Below are 19,272 nucleotides of genomic sequence, written 5' to 3'. Positions count from 1 at the left end.
ATGAAGCTTAGCTTATACATAACGATAATAATAGTAATTCTAATTGGTACTACAGAAGGATTCGCTCAACAGGATCCGCAGTATACCCATTATAACTATAATACAATGACCGTTAATTCGGCATACACTGGGTCTAGAGGTAATCTAGCTATAATTTCATTGTATCGAAATCAATGGGTGGGTGTAGAAGGTGCTCCAAAAACACTGACCTTCGGTATAGACTCCCCAATTGGTAAATATGATGGCGTTGGACTTTCAATCGTACAAGATGAAATCGGACCATCATCTGAAACTTACATTGATGGTAATTATGCTCATCAAATAGTTGTAAACAGAAAGGGAGATAAACTTGCATTCGGATTAAAAGCCGGTGTACGATTTTTAAGTATAGATTGGAGCAAAGGATTGTATAGAGATGAGGGTGATGTATTTTTAAACGAAAATGTAAACGGAAAGCTGTTACCGTCTATTGGTGCAGGGGCTTTTTATTATACTAAAAATGCATATATAGGATTATCTACACCGAATATTTTGACAAATACCCATTATGATGAAATACAAGAAGCAGAATCTGTAGAGCGTATTCATATATTCTTAATTGGTGGTTACGTATTTGATTTAAATCCGTTTTTGAAGTTTAAACCTTCATTTTTTGTAAAACATGTTGTAGGTGCACCACTTTCGGCAGATGTATCGGCAAACTTCTTAATGAACGAAAAATTAACCCTTGGTTTAAATTATAGATGGGATGATAGTGTAAGTGCCCTTTTCGGATTGCAAATTACACCACAGTTAAATATGGGATATGCCTATGATTTTTCTACCACCCAATTAACGGCATATAATTCTGGTACGCACGAAATCTTTTTAAGATTCATGCTGAAATCTAGTAATAGAATAATTAAGTCACCAAGATTCTTTTAAACTATAAAGTGTAAATTAAGAACGGCTCTCAAGAAATTGAGAGCTTTTTTGTTTGGATTAAACTACTAACGAAAACACATGTTCACGAAATACAAAATTGAATTACTACTTACAGAACTACTCTAAACGTATTTCAAGGCTGTATACGGATTTTTATACCACAGTTGAATATGTTGAACAGTTTGAAAGATTAAATTCCATAAGAGGCACTTTCAAGGTCAAGGACACTATGGAACGTACTTTTTTAGAAGTAAAAAGTATAGACTTGAATAGAAGAACATTACCAATTTACAAACGATTAGACGATAAAAATAAAACAGCGAAATGAGAGTTATGAAAATGAATGTAATAGAGTAAAAAGAGTTAGAGAATTATTTATTTGATTCTAATATAGAATTCGGCATTTATTTAACTTTTGATAAGAGCAAGATTGAGTCAAATGAAAAACAACTTAAAGATTATGAGCTTAAAATGGTAGAGTTTGACTATTCTGTTTACTTGATTAGGCATTGTTTAATAGATGAATTTAGAATTCTTACAATATTGGAAGATGATGAAAAAATATATTGTCAGTTTTTGATAATGTCAAAAGAAATTCTAAAATATCTTGATGTTAAAAACTTATCAAATCATGTAGATTACTCATTGGCTGAATTAATTATAGATTTTTTTGAGTAAAAAAATACTTAGGGCTTATTGAAAATAATAGGCTCTATGTATTTTCTAACTTTTAATTATATTTTATATGTCCTTTTTAAATTCATCTTCCCAAAACTCATTGTGTTTGGTGACAAATTCTTTAAGACCTATTGTCTGATAAAATGAGTAATCAAAATTGTATTGTTTTGAGGTGCCTATATTACTAAATAAATGGTGAATATATTGGTAGTGGAATTGTTTACTTTTAATTAAACCTTCTTGCTTTATTTCAGTGAATTTTTCGATGTCGTATTCTTTTAAGAAAAGAGAGTAATAATATAATGCTTCAAGATAATAATATTTTATATGGGAAAGATTATTCAATGCTTTTATGAAATATGCTGTTTTTCTTTCATCATTTTTTGAATTAAAAGCTAGCATTAAATCTTTAAGACCTTTTGTATAGGGATTTGTTACTACTAATTTAGAAATTGTTTTTTTATCCAGTTTTTCAATTTTAGATAAAGTATACGTGGATTGCATTATTTCTAAATGTTCATCCATATAAAGAGAATCAATGTAATTTTTTAATTCTTCTACATTGCAATTACTGTGCATTAAATCATACTCAAAATTATAAAATCCTGTTTTTTTTCTAGATATATTATCGGGTATTCCTAAATAGAAAAGATGTGAGTCTAAATATGAATTTATATGGTCATTTTGGATAAATGATTCAACTCTACTTAGTGTGTGTCCTTCCATGCTATGAATACCACTAATCATAGATTTAAATCTTCTTTCTATATAATCTTCTTCCTTAAAGATTCTTTTACCCATTTCCGTAGCAGAAAATAATTTTGATAATTCCTTATAGGGTGCATCAAATTCAAAGTGATAATATCTCTTATTAAGAGCTAAAACCTTAATAAGAGTATCTGCGTTTGGTAAATCGTCAAAGTATTCTTTAACTATTGTTAATTTATCAAGGAATTCATATACTTCTTTCCTGCTTATAAACTGGTCATTGACACTGTAGATGTAGTTCAGTAAGTATTTTTTTTCTGGTACAGAGCTATCTTTACTTATTTCTATATCAGGTATATATGATAAAACATTTAAAAAATTATTTTTAAATAAGCTAGATATTTTTAAAGATTCGGTCCTCGATTTTTTCCTTTCAATATGCTCAACAACTTCTAAAATAAAACAGTTGTAGCTATATGCATCTGCGCAGAATTTTTTCTTTTTTTCTTGAGGTTGTTTAGAAAATTGAAAATTTGAAAACCTTCTAATAATTGGCTGAAGCTGTAAAGTACCATTGTAGTCTTCAACTAATGATTTGTCTCTTAAGATTCTTAAGTGTTTATCGCTTATTTTAATTTTTGATGTACTTTTATTAAAGCACTTCTTAAAATCGGATAGGCTAATGCCATCAGGAAACAAGCTCAAAAGTTGAAATGCAATTTGAGAATTACTATCTAAAGTTGAGTAGGAGTAATTTATTGACTGATATATTGATCTTGTTCTTTCAATATTTAAATCAGCATTATCTTTAAATACAGTTGAAAAATCTTCGTTTGTAGATTCGAAAAAATGAGTTTTTAGTTGCTCTTTTAACTCTGAAATATGTTTGAATTTTGTTCTTGAATTTGTAACAAGCTTAATTGCAAGAGGATTGTTGTTGAGTAAATCTTCTAGGATATCATTTCTTAAAATTCTTATTTCATTTGATATCAGACCATAATATTTTTGAAAAAGAATTAAGGCATCATCTGTAATTAATGGGGTCAATGAGTATACATCTTCAAAATCTTCATTTTTATTAATCGTTTCCCTTGAAGTAATTACTATACTTGCGTAATCAGTTGCGAATCTTAATAATTCATTAACCTTATTTAATTCATCACTGTTAAGTGAGTTTTTTACTGTTTCAAAATTGTCTAGTATTACTAATAAATCTAATTTGTTTTGGCTGAAATTTTGTACTAGATATTCTTTAAACTCTGAAATATTGTAAAGATTAAACCCTTCTATTAATAGTTCTTCAAATCCTTAATAATCTTTTATGCTTTCGCAAGTTTTAAAGTTTACTCCTTCTTTGTAGTATCCCCTATTATATAGTTCATAAGCACTTTTTTTAATTAGGGTTGTTTTACCTGTACCTCCAGATGCTTTTATATTAAGAAGTTTATTGGATTTAATAATATTTATAAGTCTTGTAGTAATTATAGATTGTTCTTCAATTCGACCTACAATGTTAGTAAGTGATTTTTTACCAATATCTAAATCACGATCATTACCATAGATTGACTTAAATGTTGCAATCCCATTTTTGAAAGGTTGAAATTCCAGCTTTTTTAGATTGATTACAATTTCACTTTCTTTATATATTGTCTCTTTGTTTTTTAAGGTTTTGTAAATGAATTTTTTTATAATTGAATTTTTGAAACTTGATAAATATATAGAAGGGTTTGTAGTATTTTGAGCAATAATAGTATCTGTTATAAATACTAAAGGAATTGTATCATTAGGGATGTTTTCGCAAATCTCTTCGACGGATAATAATTTGCTTTGTAAATTGTCTTCTTCGATATATATATATATATTAGACTTGTATGCTTTGGAGATTAAAATTATTAAATCATAATCTTCAAGATTCAGTAAAGTTTTAATATTTAAACACCCTTTATAAATATAACTATCTAATGAGTTGAAATTGTTAATGACTTGAATGATTTCAGAACTATAATCTGAATTAATTGGATTAGCTGATAGAATAGCTATTTTTTGTTTATTCCTTTTTATTCCAACTTTCTTGGTTGTAATGGTACGACTATTTTTTTCTTCTTTTTTATATTTTAAACAAACTTCAACATATTTATTGATTTCATTATAATCTGTGATTTTTATTGTATCAAGGAAATTAAATTTATCAAATTTTTCGGGCTCTTTGGTTAAGATAAAATGCTTGTTATTATTTTCAAATGCTTTATCGAGATTATCAAAAATTAAGTTTATGTCAGGATCACTAAAACTAAACCCTAGAAAAAGTATGGTTTTTTCAGAAAAAATAGTTTTTAATTTTTCTATAGCGCCACTATTAGAATTGTAAAGTTTTAAGTAATCTTCTTCAAAAATTATGCAATTTGAAGGTTCGTTGTAACTCCCGTGAAGTTTAAATATATATGGATTTTCATTTTTACTAATCTCATTTATATTAAAAGCATCAGTGTAAACCGAAGGTATAATTGAATTATTTGAAGCAATTTCAAAGGTATTGTCATAATTAGTGGTAATTACTTGACCTGTTAATTCAAGTATTTTTTTATGTACATCAAAATTTAAGCTGGGAGATATATTGAAATTGCTTTTTATGTATGATTTGATTAGGCTGTGCTCTGATTTGATTTTTTGTAGAACTTCAATTGGTTGCATAAGTTCCATTTCCAGAACAGGTATAAATGTTTGGAATTCTTTCTTGCCAATTTTATTGATTACATCCTTGACTAAGTTGTTCCAATTGGGTAATTTAAAATCACTAGATAATCCTGAACCGGCAAAAATTACAAGATTATTTTGAAGTATAGCGTCTTTTATTTTTTGTTCTACAATCATTGTATTGATAGTTGATTACATTTTAAACCTAATTCTCTTATGAGAACTAAAGTAATCAATACTTGTAAGAAAAACTCTTGTGGACTTGTAGTATCTTGATTTTAAGAATAAGTATATAAAATACTATTGGAGTAGATGTTTTAAAATATCTCAAATATTTTTATTTTATTCGTCCCCTCATTCATCCCCTGAAATAAAAAAAGCCTTGTAAACTTAATGTTTACAAGGCTTAGCATAATTGCTTTGCGGTCTGGAAGGGACTCGAATCTATTTATAAAATTGTATAATTCAGATACTTAAAAATTATGCTTGTACTCATTGAGTACTGAATTTGTTGATTTCGTAATCAGTGAGTGAATTTAAAACCTGATGAGTAAATGATTTATCTGAGTTGAGTACTTAATTTCGGTTCAAATAAAATCTAAATCTTTTTCTGAGGAAATCATCACCTCATTTATACTTCAAACTTCCAAAGAGTTTGAATTAGTGTTAGATCCATTCGTGGGAAGTGGAACTACTGGAAGGGTTTGCGATAAGTTGGGGAGGAGTTTTGTAGGGTATGATTTAAAAAACTTTTTTTGAAGGGTTGAACATATAGGTTCCTGATTTTTTAAGATTGTTAACAACAACTGATCCTATTCCAACTTTGATATTGTCTTTAACATTTACACCTTGAATAGTACATGAATTAGTCCCGAAATAAACGTTTTCACCTATATTACAATTTCCACTTAATCTGACACCGGGCGCGGAGGTAAAATATTTACCCAATTTAGTTTCATGACCAATACATGTCTGATAATTCAAGTGAGAATGGGATGATATTTGAACATTTGAAGAAACAACACATTGGTGAGAAATAATTACATCCTTTCCAATCTTAGCACTTGGAGAAATATAAGAAGACGGGTGGATAAGAGTTCCATATCTTGTTTTTGAAGGAAGACTATTTACAATTTTTTCTCTTACTATAGAATTTCCTATAGCTAGGATAATTTCTGATTTCTCAAAGTTAATTTCTGATGACTTGATAATATTTAATCCTAGATGATTTTTATTAATATTTAAATCATCAATAAAAAAAACATTTTCATCAATATTGAAATTTGTATTTGAGTAAATATCTTTGATTAAATCAAAAACCTCCAAAGAAAACCCCCCTGTACCATATAAACCTATTTTTAACATTTCTTACCTCTTTTTGTCATTTCTAGTTTTTCAAAGTATAATTTAACTGGAACCTTATACTTGTCTAAATTTTTTCTACAGACTGATTTGATTTCTAATTTTAATTCTTTGGTATTCTCTAATTGGGTGAAAATTTTAGCACAAACAATGTTGCCAACTAGATTGTTTAATTCTGAAAAAACTGTAGAATCATCAACTCCATTTACTAAATTGATAACATCTTCAATTTCTTTCGGAAGAACTTTTAAACCTCCCACATTAATTACTTTATTTTTTCTTCCGATAATTTTAATGTAACCATCTTTATCTGTTTCTACGATGTCCCCTGTTGCATACCAGCCATTCTTTAAAAAACTATCATTGTTATGATTTACATATCCATTAACTTGGGTTTTTGATCTCAAATAAAGTTCATCACCTACTATTTTAATTTTTTTTTCTTCATCAATTATTTTAAAAAATAAACTATTTGATGATTTACTTTGTGTTTTGAGAATTCCTGTTTCACTTGTTCCGAAAGTTTGTAATAATTTTACTTTGGGAAGATTTAAGTTTAGTTTATTTAACATTACTTCTGACATCCGTTCAGTTCCGTATGTAATAAGTTTTAGAGATTTTAATTTAGATGAATCAAAACTCTCATCTATCATCAAAAGGTTTAAAAATGTTGGTGTTGTGGGAAGGATATTAATTTGATGTTTATTTATTAAAGAAATCACTAATGAAGGACTTCTTTCTTGCGGAATAACAAAGGGAGACCCATTGATCAGGCAATTAAACAATGTGTTTAATCCTCCTATATGATCAAACATTAATAGGATAATAAACCTTAAGGATTTTTGTCTTCGAGGTGTCTTAATCGATGAAATAATTTTGGTGAGGTTTTGGATCATTACTTTGGGTTTTCCAGTAGTACCACTCGAGAAGAGTATTATACCTGTATCTCCCTTTTTACTTACATCATTAAAGACCTCTTCTTTATTTGGTGTTAATGTAGAATTTTTAGTGATTAGTTTATTATTGTCATCAAATGAAAGAATCAAATTTGGATAAACTGATTCAACTTTTTCTTGATATTCTGCTTCCGTAGTTTTAACTAAAGGTATAATATTAATATTGAGATTAGATAATGATACCAGTAGTGATATAGAGTGAAAAGTATAATCTGAATAGATTAAAACTCGATCATGATTTCTAATCTTATTAGATAACTGATTTTTAAACTCATTTATTTGATCGACAAGTTCGGAAAAAGTATAACTACCATTGAGGTCAGTTATACATTCTCCTTCGTATTTTTTGATTAATTCAATCATTATATTCCTCCAAGATATATTTTTTGACCTGTAATAAAAGAACTCTCATTGCTGATAAAAAAATTAGTCACATTTGAAATATCTTCTAAGGATCCAAACCGTTTTATTGTTTGCATATTTATGATTTCCTCAACTTTATCCTTTGGTACAACTTTAATCAAATCAGTATATACAGGAGTTGGACCTATGGTGTTAATAGTAATGTTGTACGTTGATAATTCTTTAGACATTATTCTACTCATTTTCTCAATGGCACTCTTCGAGGACGCATAAACCATTTCCCCCTCAAGATCAAGAGGAACAGCGATTGTAGAAAAGTTGATTATTCTTCCCCATTTCTTTTTGATCATTTGTTTAGAACACTCTCTGGAAAATAAAAAACTACCTAAATAGTTAGTTTCAAAAAGATCTTTAACCGTTTCAGAGGGAGTAAGAATAGAATGGTTTAAGGAGGCTTTACCAGCATTATTTATTAATATATCAACCCCCCCTTTATGTTTTTTTATTTCTCTAACAGTTGTTTTAACTTCACTTTCTACTTTTACATCACATAAATAGTGGGTGTAATTTTTATGTGATAAATCTGAATCAGATCTAGAACACCCCACGACATTATACCCTTTTTTTAAATAGAATTCGGAAAGATACCGTCCAATTCCTTTCCTGTTTCCCGTTATTAAAATGGTTTTCTGTTTATGATTCATCTACTATGTATTCTAATAAAGTATTAATAGATATAAAAGGGCTGTTTCTTCTGGACATCGCTTTTTCTGATGTTAGTTCAATATTTATCTCAAATTCGTCATCTAATAAACTCTCAACCTCAACGATAAATTGGACAAGTTCCATAGAATCAAAAATTGAAGATGTTCCAATTAATCTTATGTTTTCATCTAGATTAATTTCTTTATTTAATTCAATTTCATTCTCATCAACAAATTGACCAAGTAATTTTACTAAACTATCTTTAATTTTTTCTTTCATGAAACAAAGTTATGTCTTTTTCTTTTATACAAAAAAATCATCTCTGATATAAAAACCACTCCGATTGTGTTTTAGGAAAAAAGTATTTCTTCAGTTACAAGAAACCAATAATTCAAATTTATTTAAAAACCAGTCCTACATGGTACCGAAAATAATACGATATAAATTTATCCACTAATTTGGGTCTAAGTGAGGATTAAATTTGTTGGAAAAATTCGATTTATGAGGATAAAACACCAATTGAAATTTATACTAAAAACAAATAAACTACATAGTTTGGTGCTCAATTTAATCCTTACCCCTAATTCTTGAGGTCTCAAATATGATTAATTATAATGTAAAGTGTTTATTTACATAGGATAAGAAACGAAAAAAGCTCTCAATTTCTTGAGAGCTTTTAGCGGTCTGGACGGGACTCGAACCCGCGACCCCCTGCGTGACAGGCAGGTATTCTAACCAACTGAACTACCAGACCGTGGCGTTTAGCGAGTGCAAATATATGTAGTTATTTGTATTGCGCAAACATTTTTTTTACTTTTTTTTCAATCTATAGAAATTTATTTCTTTCTACGAGAAAAGTATTGAGCACTGTTGAGAAATCTCGGTGTATATCGATGTCCACATATTTAATTTTATACTGTGCGCATTTCATTTTTATGTCAGATAAATAAGCGGTAATACGTTCATTATAAGCTTCTTTAATATTGTCGGCATATAAGTCTAAATGTTCGCCGGTTTCTACATCGACAAATCTCTTCGGTGTATTTTCAAAATTGAAGTATAATTCGCGATTTTTATCCATCGGGTGAAAAAGTACGACATCATGCTTATTATATTTCAAATGACGGAGGGCTTCGAACAATTCATCATCGTTTTTTTCGGTTTGAAACATGTCCGTGAATAGAAAAATGAGACTTCTACGTTTAATATTTTCTGCAATTTGATGCAAATAGGTATAAGTGTTTGTTTCTTTTGTTGGATTTTTAGCCATACCAACTGCACTTAATTGCGCTAATAACATTTGAAAATGACGCTCGCTTCCTTTTTCTGGTGCGTAATAATTATAACTATCAGAATAAATGCTTAACCCGACTGCATCACGCTGTCTTTTAAGCACGTTCATTAACGCAGCAATTGCTAAGACGCTAAATCCTATTTTGTTTAAAGAATCGACACTTAAATTATCTACCTGCGGATAATACATAGATGCAGAATTATCTAAAATCATGTGACACCTTAAATTCGTCTCCTCTTCATATCTTTTGGTGTATAGCTTATCTGTCTTTGCAAAAAGTTTCCAATCTATATGTTTGGTGCTTTCACCATTGTTATAGATTTTATGTTCGGCAAACTCCGCAGAGAACCCGTGAAACGGACTTCTGTGTATTCCGCTAATAAAACCTTCTACCACTTGGTTAGCGAGAAGCTCTAGGTTAGAGAATAAAGATGATTTATTTAATTCTGATTGTAGATTCACACTTCTAAAGATAATAAAGACATATGAACTAACTGTATTGGTCGAATTAAAATTGTGCCAAATAAAAAGAGCTGGCATATGCCAGCTCTTTTTATCTTTTATATAAGTGTGTTGTGCTTACAAAGCTGCGTCAATAGCATCTGTATAAACTTTCTTAGGTGATACACCTACTTGTCTGCTTACAATTTCACCACCTTTAAAAACTAATACGGTAGGTATATTACGTACCCCGTACTTGGCTGCGAATTCCTGATTTGCATCAACATCAACTTTTCCAACAACAGCTTTGCCGTCATATTCAGTACTAACTTCGTCGATGATAGGACCTACCATACGACAAGGACCGCACCATGCTGCCCAAAAATCTACTACTACTGGTTTATCGCTTTTTAAAACTACCTCGTCAAAAGTAGCATCTGTTATTTCTAATGCCATCTTAATATCTTTTATTGATTATGCAAATTTAGTCAATTATTCTTCTGTTTCCTTACAGGTCAACAATTCGTTTTACCTATTCAGGTATCAAGCTAATTTATCAATTTATATAGTTCATTTCTTACATTATAAAGCTAAATAAAAGTTAAGCTTAATTACCGTCTCATACGAAAATCACTTTTTTACTTACTATAAAGAATGCATACTGCTTTAATTTAGTTTAAAGTGAACGTCTTGTTTTTCTAAAAGTTGTAATAACTCGGTCGAAATATTTACTTTTTGTTTTCTGCTATTTAAAGTTACCTTAATTTTTTCTTGCATTTCATAAACGATGAAGTTGACATTGTGCTCTCCTTTATGATTGGTAAAGGTGTCTTTTAATGTGCGCACGTTCTCCTCTTTTAGATTGGCAATGTTTAGTTTTATCGTAAGCTTTCTGGCGTATGTTTCCATAACTTCTTGTAACAACATAAAGCTATTGAACTGCACTCTCGGGTCTCCTTTTTTGCCGGTATCTTTATTCATCCATCCGTCACGAACAAATAATTTAACATAAGCAAAAGAATTGATCATTAAGAAGTGTCTGAATTTTAGATACTCCTCACCGAAAATCCGGAATTCATAAGAGTCCGTGTAATCTTCCATCGTAAATGCTGCCCATCCTTTTCCGTTTTTAGAAACTCTGTGCTGTACGTCTGTAATTACGGCGGCAAAGGTAAGTTCTCTATTTACATAGGAAGGTAAATCGTGTACACAAGCTATATTGGCATTGCAAAAAGCCTTTACTTCGGTTTTAAAATCATCTAACGGGTGACCGGATATATAAATACCTACTACTTCTTTTTCTCTGCGGAGTTTTTCCATCGTACCCCATTCTTCACATGGCGGTACCACAGGTTCTGGTATCTGTACTTCACTGGCATCGCCAAATAAACTTACTTGACTAGAGTTTTCGCTTTCTTGAAACTTAGCACCATATTTAATAGTCTTCTCTAAAAAGGTGACTCCGTCTCCTTCATTATGAAAATATTGTGCTCTATGCGTATCACCGAAAGAGTCGAATCCTCCTGCAACCGCTAAACTCTCAAATGCTTTTTTATTGGCGGCACGAAGGTCTATTCGTTTTGCAAAATCGAAAACCGATTTGTATTCTCCTTCTTCTTTTCTATTTTCAACTATGGTTTCAACAGCTCCACGACCAACACCTTTTACGGCACCCATTCCGAAACGTACGGCACCGGCATCGTTCACGGCAAATTTATAATACGATTCATTTACATCTGGTCCCAATACTTCTAAGCCCATGCGCTTACATTCTTCCATGAAGAAGGTAACCTGCTTAATGTCGTTCATATTATTACTCAATACCGCAGCCATATATTCGGCAGGGTAGTGGGCTTTACAATATGCAGTTTGGTAAGCGATCCAAGCGTAGCAGGTAGAGTGAGATTTGTTAAAGGCGTAGGCTGCGAATGCTTCCCAATCTTTCCAGATTTTCTCCAATTTATCTACGGCATGTCCTTTTGCTGAAGCTTGTTCAATGAACTTAGGCTTCATTTTATCAAGTACGTGCTTTTGTTTTTTACCCATCGCTTTACGCAAGACATCGGCTTCACCTTTTGTAAAGTCTGCCAACTTTTGCGATAACAACATCACTTGCTCTTGGTATACCGTAATACCATAGGTTTCTGCTAGGTATTCTTCGTTGGCATCAAGGTCATATACAATTTCTTCGGTACCGTGTTTACGGGCAATGAAACTAGGTATGTATTCCATCGGGCCAGGACGATACAAGGCGTTCATGGCAATTAAATCTGCAAAAACGGTGGGTTTTAATGCCCTCATGTGTTTCTGCATTCCAGGAGATTCATATTGGAACACACCGACAGTTTCGCCTCTCTGGAAGAGTTCGTATGTTTTTACATCATCTAGCGGAAAATTCTCTGGGTCTAATTCAACACCGTGTTTCGCTTTCACGATTTTAACGGTATCCTTAATTAAGGTCAGCGTTTTCAATCCCAAGAAATCCATCTTCAACAATCCTGCATCTTCCACAACAGAGTTGTCGAACTGGGTACAGTACATCTCGGAATCTTTGGCAAGTGCCACAGGAACGAACTTGGTAATATCATCGGGAGTAATAATTACCCCACAGGCATGAATACCGGTGTTACGTACAGATCCTTCTAGAATATAGGCTTGGTTTAAGGTTTCTGCTTCGAGACCATCGCCTTCAGAAATTGCTAAAAGTTCATTTATTTTTTCTAAATCTTCTGATCTAAACTTTGATCGTAAGACTTTTTCATCGATCCCAATAATCTTCTTTAGCTTAGACATATCGGGTATCAACTTCGCCATGCGGTCAGAATCTTGCAAAGGCAAATCTAAAGCACGAGCCGTATCTCTAATGGCAGACTTGGCAGCCATGGTACCGTACGTGATAATCTGTGCTACTTGATTAGAGCCGTATTTGTCGATTACATAGTCCATTACACGACCACGCCCTTCATCATCAAAGTCAATATCAATATCGGGCATACTTACACGATCCGGATTTAGGAAACGCTCAAAAAGTAGGTCGTACTTAATAGGATCTAAATTCGTAATCCATAAACAGTATGCAACGGCAGATCCTGCAGCAGAACCACGACCGGGACCTACAGATACATCCATAGTTCTTGCAGCCCTAATAAAATCTTCTACAATCAAGAAGTAACCAGGGTAACCGGTTTTCTCAATTACTTTAAGCTCAAAGTCAAGTCGCTCATCAATAGCCGGTGTTATTTCACCATATCTTTTCTTGGCGCCTTCATAGGTAATATGGCGTAGAAATTTATTCTCACCACGCTTACCGCCATCTAATTTATCTTCTTCGAATTGAAATTCTTCAGGAATATCGAAAGCAGGTAACAGTACATCTCTAGCCAATGTAAAGGTGTCTACTTTGTCTATGATTTCTTGAACATTGATGATAGCTTCAGGTATATCCTTAAAAAGCTCTTTCATCTCATCAGATGACTTAAAATAGTATTCTTGGTTCGGTAGCCCATAGCGATAACCACGACCACGGCCTATTGGTGTAGCTTGCTTTTCGCCATCTTTTACACATAAAAGAATATCATGCGCATGTGCATTTTCTTTCTCTGCGTAATAAGTGTTGTTGGTAGCTACTAGCTTTACATTGTGTTTTTTAGCAAACTGAATTAGTACTTGGTTTACACGATCTTCATCTTCTTGACCGTGGCGCATGATTTCGATATAAAGGTCATCGCCAAAAGTTTCTTTCCACCAAATTAATGCTTCTTCAGCCTGGTTTTCACCTACGTTCAATACTTTACTTGGTACCTCACCATACAAGTTACCTGTGAGTACCATGACATCTTCTTTGTACTGCTCAATAACTTTTTTATCGATACGAGGTACATAGTACTTACCCGAAACGAATGCTATAGAAGACATTTTTGCAAGGTTCAAATACCCTTGTTTGGTCTTGGCAAGCATTACTATTTGGTAGCCGTTGTCTTTTTGCGATTTGTTAGTGTGGTCTTCACAGACCTGAAATTCGCAACCTATAATTGGTGTAATTTCTTGTTCTGGCTCGGGTAATTCAGTTAAAGGTTCTTGCCCTTCTTCTAAAGTCCCGTTTTGTGTGGCTTCGAATCTTTTTTGATTGGCTTCATTTCTAGATACTACACCTTTATTATGGTTCAGTACTCCGTTTACGAAATGAAAGGCCCCCATCATATTCGCATGATCCGTCATGGCAACGGCAGGCATTTTTGCTTTTGCGGCAGCTGCAACTAAAGCAGGTACGCTTATAGTCGATTGAAGAATGGAAAATTGGGTGTGATTATGTAAATGGGCAAAACTTGCATTTTCTAATGTTGCTAAGTTTTCTTCTATTTCTTCTTGAGAAACCCCGCCAGTGTCTTTTGCCCAAAGTGCATCGGCTATTTTTTTCGATGCCTTTTTTAGGTTAATGTGTTTAAGACCGATAAGTTCAATCTCTTTCGGATTCGCCTCAGAGAAATTCTTGAAATAATCTGGCTGAACATCTAATTGTTCTTTTGTATACTGTTGCTTACGAATAAGCTCTAGAAAACAGCGCGTGGTGGCTTCAACATCGGCAGTTGCATTATGCGCTTCGCCAAATGGCTCACCAAATAAATATTGATGTAGTTCTGTTAGTGTAGGTAGCTTAAATTTACCACCTCTACCACCAGGAATTTGACAAAGTTTTGCGGTGTGCTCTGTACAGGTATCTAAAATGGGTAATTCTTGTAGCGGATTTTCAACACCCAAACGGTGAAACTCGGCACCCATAATATTTAAATCGAACCCCACATTCTGCCCAACCACAAATTTTGTTTTAGACATGGCAATGTTGAATTTCTCTAATACCTCAGATAGAGAAATACCTTTTTGCTCTGCCAACTCCGTAGAGATACCGTGAATCTGCTCGGCATCATAGGGAATATTGAATCCGTCTGGGCGAACCAAATAGTCTTCGTGCTCAATGCATTTTCCCATTTCGTCATGCAACTGCCAAGCAATCTGTATACAACGTGGCCAGTTGTCAGTGTCGGTAATAGGGGCGTTCCAGTTTTTTGGAAGACCGGTGGTTTCGGTATCAAAGATGAGGTACATAGCGAATTTTCTGTGTGTTCAAAAGCGGTCAGTTACTTGACCTAAAAAGTGCATATAAAATTACAAAAAAGGAGGTGTTCGAAAAAGTAGAATTACAAAGAGTTATTAACGGATGAATTTGTGAGCATATATTTATGTATAATTCATCAAATTTTAGTTTTCGTAAAACAGGGCTGAGGGTTGTTAATTGTTAGTATTTGTTGAGGTTTTTTTATTTTTGCATCCGAATTAAAATGAAATAATTTTATGGTTATTTAAATAAATATTAATCATTGTTGCCAATTCAGCAATTTGAATTATATTTGCACCCGCTTTCAGATTAGCTTTGCTCACTGATGGCGAACGAGTTAAAAAACTAGAATTAATAATCAAGGGTCGGGCACCCTACAAATTAATGTGATATGCCAGTAAAAATTAGATTACAAAGACACGGTAAAAAAGGAAAACCATTCTATTGGGTAGTTGCAGCAGATGCAAGAGCTAAAAGAGATGGTAAATTCTTAGAAAAATTAGGTATCTACAATCCTAATACAAACCCTGCAACTATTGAACTTGATGTTGATAGTTCAGTAAAGTGGTTACAAAACGGTGCACAACCTACAGATACAGCTAAAGCTATTCTTTCTTATAGAGGTGTTCTTTTGAAGCATCACTTATTAGGTGGTGTTCGTAAAGGTGCATTAACTGAAGAGCAAGCTGAAGAAAAATTCAATACTTGGGTTACTGAAAAAGAACAAGCTATTGCTGATAAAGTTGGTGGTATAGATAAGGTTAAAGCTGATGCTAGAGCTGCTGCGTTAAAAGCAGAAAAAGAAGTAAACGATAAGCGTGCTGCTGATGCTGCCGCTGCTGCTTTACCAGAAGTTGCTGAAGGTGAAAACGCTGATGCTGAGGTAGAAGCTGTTGAAGCTGCTGGCGAGCCAGAGCAAGCTACTGAAGCTCCGGCTGCTGAAGAAGATAAAGCTTAAATTATAAGAAACGATGCGAAAGGAAGATTGTTTCTACCTAGGTAATATCGTTTCAAAATATAGTTTCAAAGGTGAGGTGCTAGTAAAACTAGATACCGATGATCCCGAGATATACGAAAACATGGAATCAGTATTCGTTTCTTTAGGAAACAATCTGGTTCCATTTTTTATTAAAAAATGCCGACTTCATAAATCGAACTTACTTCGTATAGATTTTGAAGAGGTGAAATCAGAATCTGATGCAGACCGCATTATGAAATCTGGACTCTATTTACCACTTACCATGTTGCCTAAACTTACGGGTAACAAGTTTTATTACCACGAAATTATCGGTTTTACCATGATAGACTCGGTTCATGGTGATATTGGTATCGTTCAAAGTGTAAACGATACTACAGCGCAAGCCTTGTTCGAAGTGGAGAAAGAAGATAAGCAACTGCTTATACCTGTTAGTGATGATATCATTACCAAAATAGACCGCGAGAACAAAAGTATTTTCGTCACTACACCCGAAGGACTTGTAGATTTATATCTTTCGTAAATTAACTACAATTTTACATTGTTATTATCTTAGGTTCGACCTTTAGATTTTATCATAATAATAAATTTTATCCTCATTTTTTAAAATTCTAGTAGTATCTAGCTTCTTTACTTCGTTATTGGTCGAATTTTAACTGTTATTATATTGTAAAGTTTGTAAGTTCAATGCAGTATTAAAAAACCTGCACCAATGTCCAAAAACTTTATGAGCAGCTCCCTCGGTTTTATTAACATGGCACTTGCTTGCTGTGTATTGTTGAGTTGTTCGTCAAAATCAGAAAAAACAATTGCGTTAAATGATAGTACTGGTCAAAACAGTATTCCTAAAAAAATTGATTTCACATTTCATGTAAAACCCATATTATCTGATCGTTGCTTTATATGTCATGGTCCTGATAAGAACGCTGTAGAAGGTGACCTTTCGCTTCATTCCGCAGAAGAGGCTTACAGAGCTTTGGGCGAGTTAAAAGATCACGCTGCCATTGTTCCTGGTGATGCTACTAAAAGTAGTTTGGTCGAGCGTATTTTTAGTGATGATTCGAATTTAATTATGCCTCCGCCAGAATCTAATTTAGTTTTAGAAGAATATGAAAAGAAGATTCTAGAAAAATGGATAGAACAAGGTGCTGAATATAAAACGCATTGGGCATTTATTCCACCAGCACAACAAGAAGTACCTGGTAATGATGAGGAATGGGGGAATAATGAAATTGATGCTTTTGTTTTAAATAAGTTGACGGAAAAAAATATGACCCCGAGTGATCGGGCAAGTAGCGAGAAATTACTACGTAGAATTACATTCGATTTAACCGGACTTCCGCCAACTTTAAATCAATTAGAAAAATTTGCGGCTGATCCTTCTAAAGAGAAGTATGAAGAAATAATAGATTCACTATTGTTATCTGTTGATTATGCAGAGAATATGGCAGCTGAATGGATGGATATTGCACGATACGCAGATACTCATGGTTATCAAGATGATTTTGAGCGCACTATGTGGCCTTGGCGAGATTGGGTTATTCATTCCTTCAAAGAGAATATGCCTTATGATCAATTTGTAACATATCAGTTGGCAGGTGATTTAATGCCAAATGCCAATCTAGAACAAATATTAGCTACCGGTTTCAACAGGAATCATAAAATTACTGCTGAAGGCGGAGTGATTCCTGAAGAATACCGGGTTGAATATGTTGAAGATAGAAATACCACGCTAGGTACTGCATTTTTAGGCTTGACCTTAGAATGTGCGCGTTGTCATGATCATAAGTACGATCCTATCAGTCAAAAAGAACATTTTCAATTCTATAGTTTTTTTAATAATATTCCTGAAAAAGGACTATTGGCTAATGCTGCAGAATTGCCAGAACCATATATAAAGGTTACTTCGAAAGAAGTAAATGACATTCTCGGATTCATTAATCTTGAAAAAAGTGAAATGAAAGAGGTGCCGGTAATGGTGATGAAAGAAATGAACCAGCCTAGGTCTACGTTTATTTTGAAAAGAGGTATTTATGATCAATATGGTGATGAGGTTTTTCCAGATACTCCTACGTCTATTCTTTCCTTCGATGATTATCCGAAGAATAGATTGGGATTGGCACAATGGCTTTTTGAAGATAAGCATCCACTTACGGCAAGGGTTGCGGTTAATAGGTTGTGGCAGCGAATGTTTGGTAGCGGAATTGTGGCGTCTTCGTTTGATTTTGGTAATCAAGGGTCGTTACCTACGCATCCGGAATTGTTAGATTTTTTGGCTATTAAATATAAAAATGAAGGTTGGAATACTAGGGAGATGCTGAAGTACATTGCTATGTCTGAAGCCTATCAACAAGACACAAAAGCTAGTCCTGAGAAATTAGAACAAGATCCAGAAAATAAATATTTAGCACGTGCATCGCGATTACGTTTATCGTCTGAAGCAATTCGTGATCAAGCGCTAGCTTTTAGCGGATTATTGAATAAAGAAGTTGGCGGACCAAGTGTAAAACCATATCAGCCTGAAGGTATTTGGGAAGAAACTACCGGTGGCGGCGGCGGAAGTACTGCATCGTATACTTTAAGTGAAGGCAAGGATGTCTATAGAAAAAGTATATATACGTTTTGGAAACGTACCGTGCCACCACCTAGTATGATGACTTTTGATAGTAGTTCTAGAGATTATTGTTCTGTAAAAAGACAAGAAACCAATACTCCATTGCAAGCTTTGGTATTACTAAATGATCCACAGATAGTGGAAGCTGCGAGAGTAGCTGCTGTGGGTGAAATGACTGCGCATCCTAATTCTGAGAATGAGCAGATAAAGACTTTGTTTTATAAAGCTACTTCTCGATTACCAAATGAAATTGAAGTACAGTCGCTGGTTGATTATTACACTGAAATGTTGGGTAAAGTAGAGAGTGGTGAAGTTTCGGTAAGCGAGTATTTAAGTATTGGTAGAAGTGAAGTGCCTACAGAACTGAATAAAGAGAAACTAGTGGCAATGACCCTAACGGCACACACGATTTTAAATTTAGACGAAACCATAAATAGAGGCTAA

Annotated in this window: 15 protein-coding genes and 1 tRNA gene; 6 read left to right on the top strand and 10 right to left on the bottom strand. The window is 33.2% G+C overall.

The features are described 5' to 3' along the window. On the top strand, positions 1 to 924 hold the full coding sequence (locus tag ACJJVT_RS14195) for a type IX secretion system membrane protein PorP/SprF (RefSeq protein WP_405399566.1): 924 nt from the start codon (positions 1 to 3) through the stop codon (positions 922 to 924). A 97-nt stretch (positions 925 to 1,021) separates the two neighbouring features. Next, complete coding sequence (locus ACJJVT_RS14190; RefSeq protein WP_405399564.1) at positions 1,022 to 1,252, top strand: hypothetical protein; 231 nt, start codon at positions 1,022 to 1,024, stop codon at positions 1,250 to 1,252. A gap of 413 nt (positions 1,253 to 1,665) precedes the next feature. Here ACJJVT_RS14190 and ACJJVT_RS14185 read toward each other — a convergent pair whose 3' ends face one another. Together ACJJVT_RS14185 and ACJJVT_RS14180 are read right to left on the bottom strand one after the other, a co-directional pair. Continuing rightward, on the bottom strand, positions 1,666 to 3,357 hold the full coding sequence (locus tag ACJJVT_RS14185) for a hypothetical protein (RefSeq protein ID WP_405399562.1): 1,692 nt from the start codon (positions 3,355 to 3,357) through the stop codon (positions 1,666 to 1,668). Between the two features lie 261 nt (positions 3,358 to 3,618). Continuing rightward, positions 3,619 to 5,181, bottom strand: coding sequence for an SIR2 family NAD-dependent protein deacylase (locus ACJJVT_RS14180; protein WP_405399560.1), 1,563 nt, complete (start codon positions 5,179 to 5,181; stop codon positions 3,619 to 3,621). Positions 5,182 to 5,583: 402 nt separating this feature from the next. Between ACJJVT_RS14180 and ACJJVT_RS14175 the strand changes: the two genes are divergently transcribed. Continuing rightward, entirely contained in the window at positions 5,584 to 5,763 is a 180-nt protein-coding gene (locus ACJJVT_RS14175; RefSeq protein WP_405401042.1) for a DNA methyltransferase, read from the top strand. Here ACJJVT_RS14175 and ACJJVT_RS14170 read toward each other — a convergent pair. From ACJJVT_RS14170 to dnaE, 8 genes are all read right to left on the bottom strand, one after another. Further along, positions 5,746 to 6,369 carry a hypothetical protein gene (locus tag ACJJVT_RS14170; protein ID WP_405399558.1) on the bottom strand — a complete coding sequence of 208 codons (624 nt, stop codon included), beginning with the start codon at positions 6,367 to 6,369 and terminating at the stop codon, positions 5,746 to 5,748. The two genes, ACJJVT_RS14175 and ACJJVT_RS14170, sit on opposite strands and share 18 nt — an antisense overlap. Continuing rightward, a complete protein-coding gene (locus ACJJVT_RS14165) occupies positions 6,363 to 7,685 on the bottom strand; it encodes an ANL family adenylate-forming protein (protein ID WP_405399556.1) in 1,323 nt (440 codons plus the stop codon). Before ACJJVT_RS14165 ends, ACJJVT_RS14170 begins: the two co-directional genes overlap by 7 nt. After that, complete coding sequence (locus tag ACJJVT_RS14160) at positions 7,685 to 8,389, bottom strand: SDR family oxidoreductase (RefSeq protein ID WP_405399555.1); 705 nt, start codon at positions 8,387 to 8,389, stop codon at positions 7,685 to 7,687. The genes ACJJVT_RS14165 and ACJJVT_RS14160 overlap by 1 nt, the downstream gene beginning before the upstream one ends. Further along, positions 8,379 to 8,669: a hypothetical protein gene (locus tag ACJJVT_RS14155; protein WP_405399554.1), complete on the bottom strand. Its 291-nt coding sequence runs from the start codon at positions 8,667 to 8,669 to the stop codon at positions 8,379 to 8,381. The genes ACJJVT_RS14160 and ACJJVT_RS14155 overlap by 11 nt, the downstream gene beginning before the upstream one ends. A 401-nt stretch (positions 8,670 to 9,070) precedes the next feature. Continuing rightward, a tRNA-Asp gene (locus ACJJVT_RS14150) sits at positions 9,071 to 9,144 on the bottom strand. 72 nt (positions 9,145 to 9,216) lie between these two features. Beyond that, entirely contained in the window at positions 9,217 to 10,146 is a 930-nt protein-coding gene (locus ACJJVT_RS14145) for a DUF58 domain-containing protein (protein ID WP_405399552.1), read from the bottom strand. A 117-nt stretch (positions 10,147 to 10,263) separates the two neighbouring features. Next, positions 10,264 to 10,581, bottom strand: coding sequence for a thioredoxin (gene trxA, locus ACJJVT_RS14140; RefSeq protein ID WP_024481982.1), 318 nt, complete (start codon positions 10,579 to 10,581; stop codon positions 10,264 to 10,266). A 210-nt stretch (positions 10,582 to 10,791) separates the two neighbouring features. Further along, complete coding sequence (dnaE, locus tag ACJJVT_RS14135) at positions 10,792 to 15,228, bottom strand: DNA polymerase III subunit alpha (RefSeq protein WP_405399551.1); 4,437 nt, start codon at positions 15,226 to 15,228, stop codon at positions 10,792 to 10,794. A gap of 401 nt (positions 15,229 to 15,629) precedes the next feature. On the opposite strand from dnaE, the gene ACJJVT_RS14130 reads away from it, so the two are divergent. The 3 genes from ACJJVT_RS14130 to ACJJVT_RS14120 all read left to right on the top strand — a co-directional run bounded on the left by ACJJVT_RS14130 (position 15,630) and on the right by ACJJVT_RS14120 (position 19,272). After that, positions 15,630 to 16,196, top strand: a complete 567-nt coding sequence (locus ACJJVT_RS14130; protein WP_405399550.1) for a 30S ribosomal protein S16 — start codon at positions 15,630 to 15,632, stop codon at positions 16,194 to 16,196. A gap of 13 nt (positions 16,197 to 16,209) precedes the next feature. Continuing rightward, complete coding sequence (gene rimM, locus ACJJVT_RS14125) at positions 16,210 to 16,737, top strand: ribosome maturation factor RimM (RefSeq protein ID WP_405399548.1); 528 nt, start codon at positions 16,210 to 16,212, stop codon at positions 16,735 to 16,737. A gap of 189 nt (positions 16,738 to 16,926) precedes the next feature. Next, entirely contained in the window at positions 16,927 to 19,272 is a 2,346-nt protein-coding gene (locus ACJJVT_RS14120) for a PSD1 and planctomycete cytochrome C domain-containing protein (protein ID WP_405399546.1), read from the top strand.

The sequence above is a fragment of the Maribacter sp. Asnod2-G09 genome (assembly GCF_045063795.1).
GTDB lineage: Bacteria > Bacteroidota > Bacteroidia > Flavobacteriales > Flavobacteriaceae > Maribacter.
This window is presented reverse-complemented; position numbering and strand designations above follow the sequence as displayed.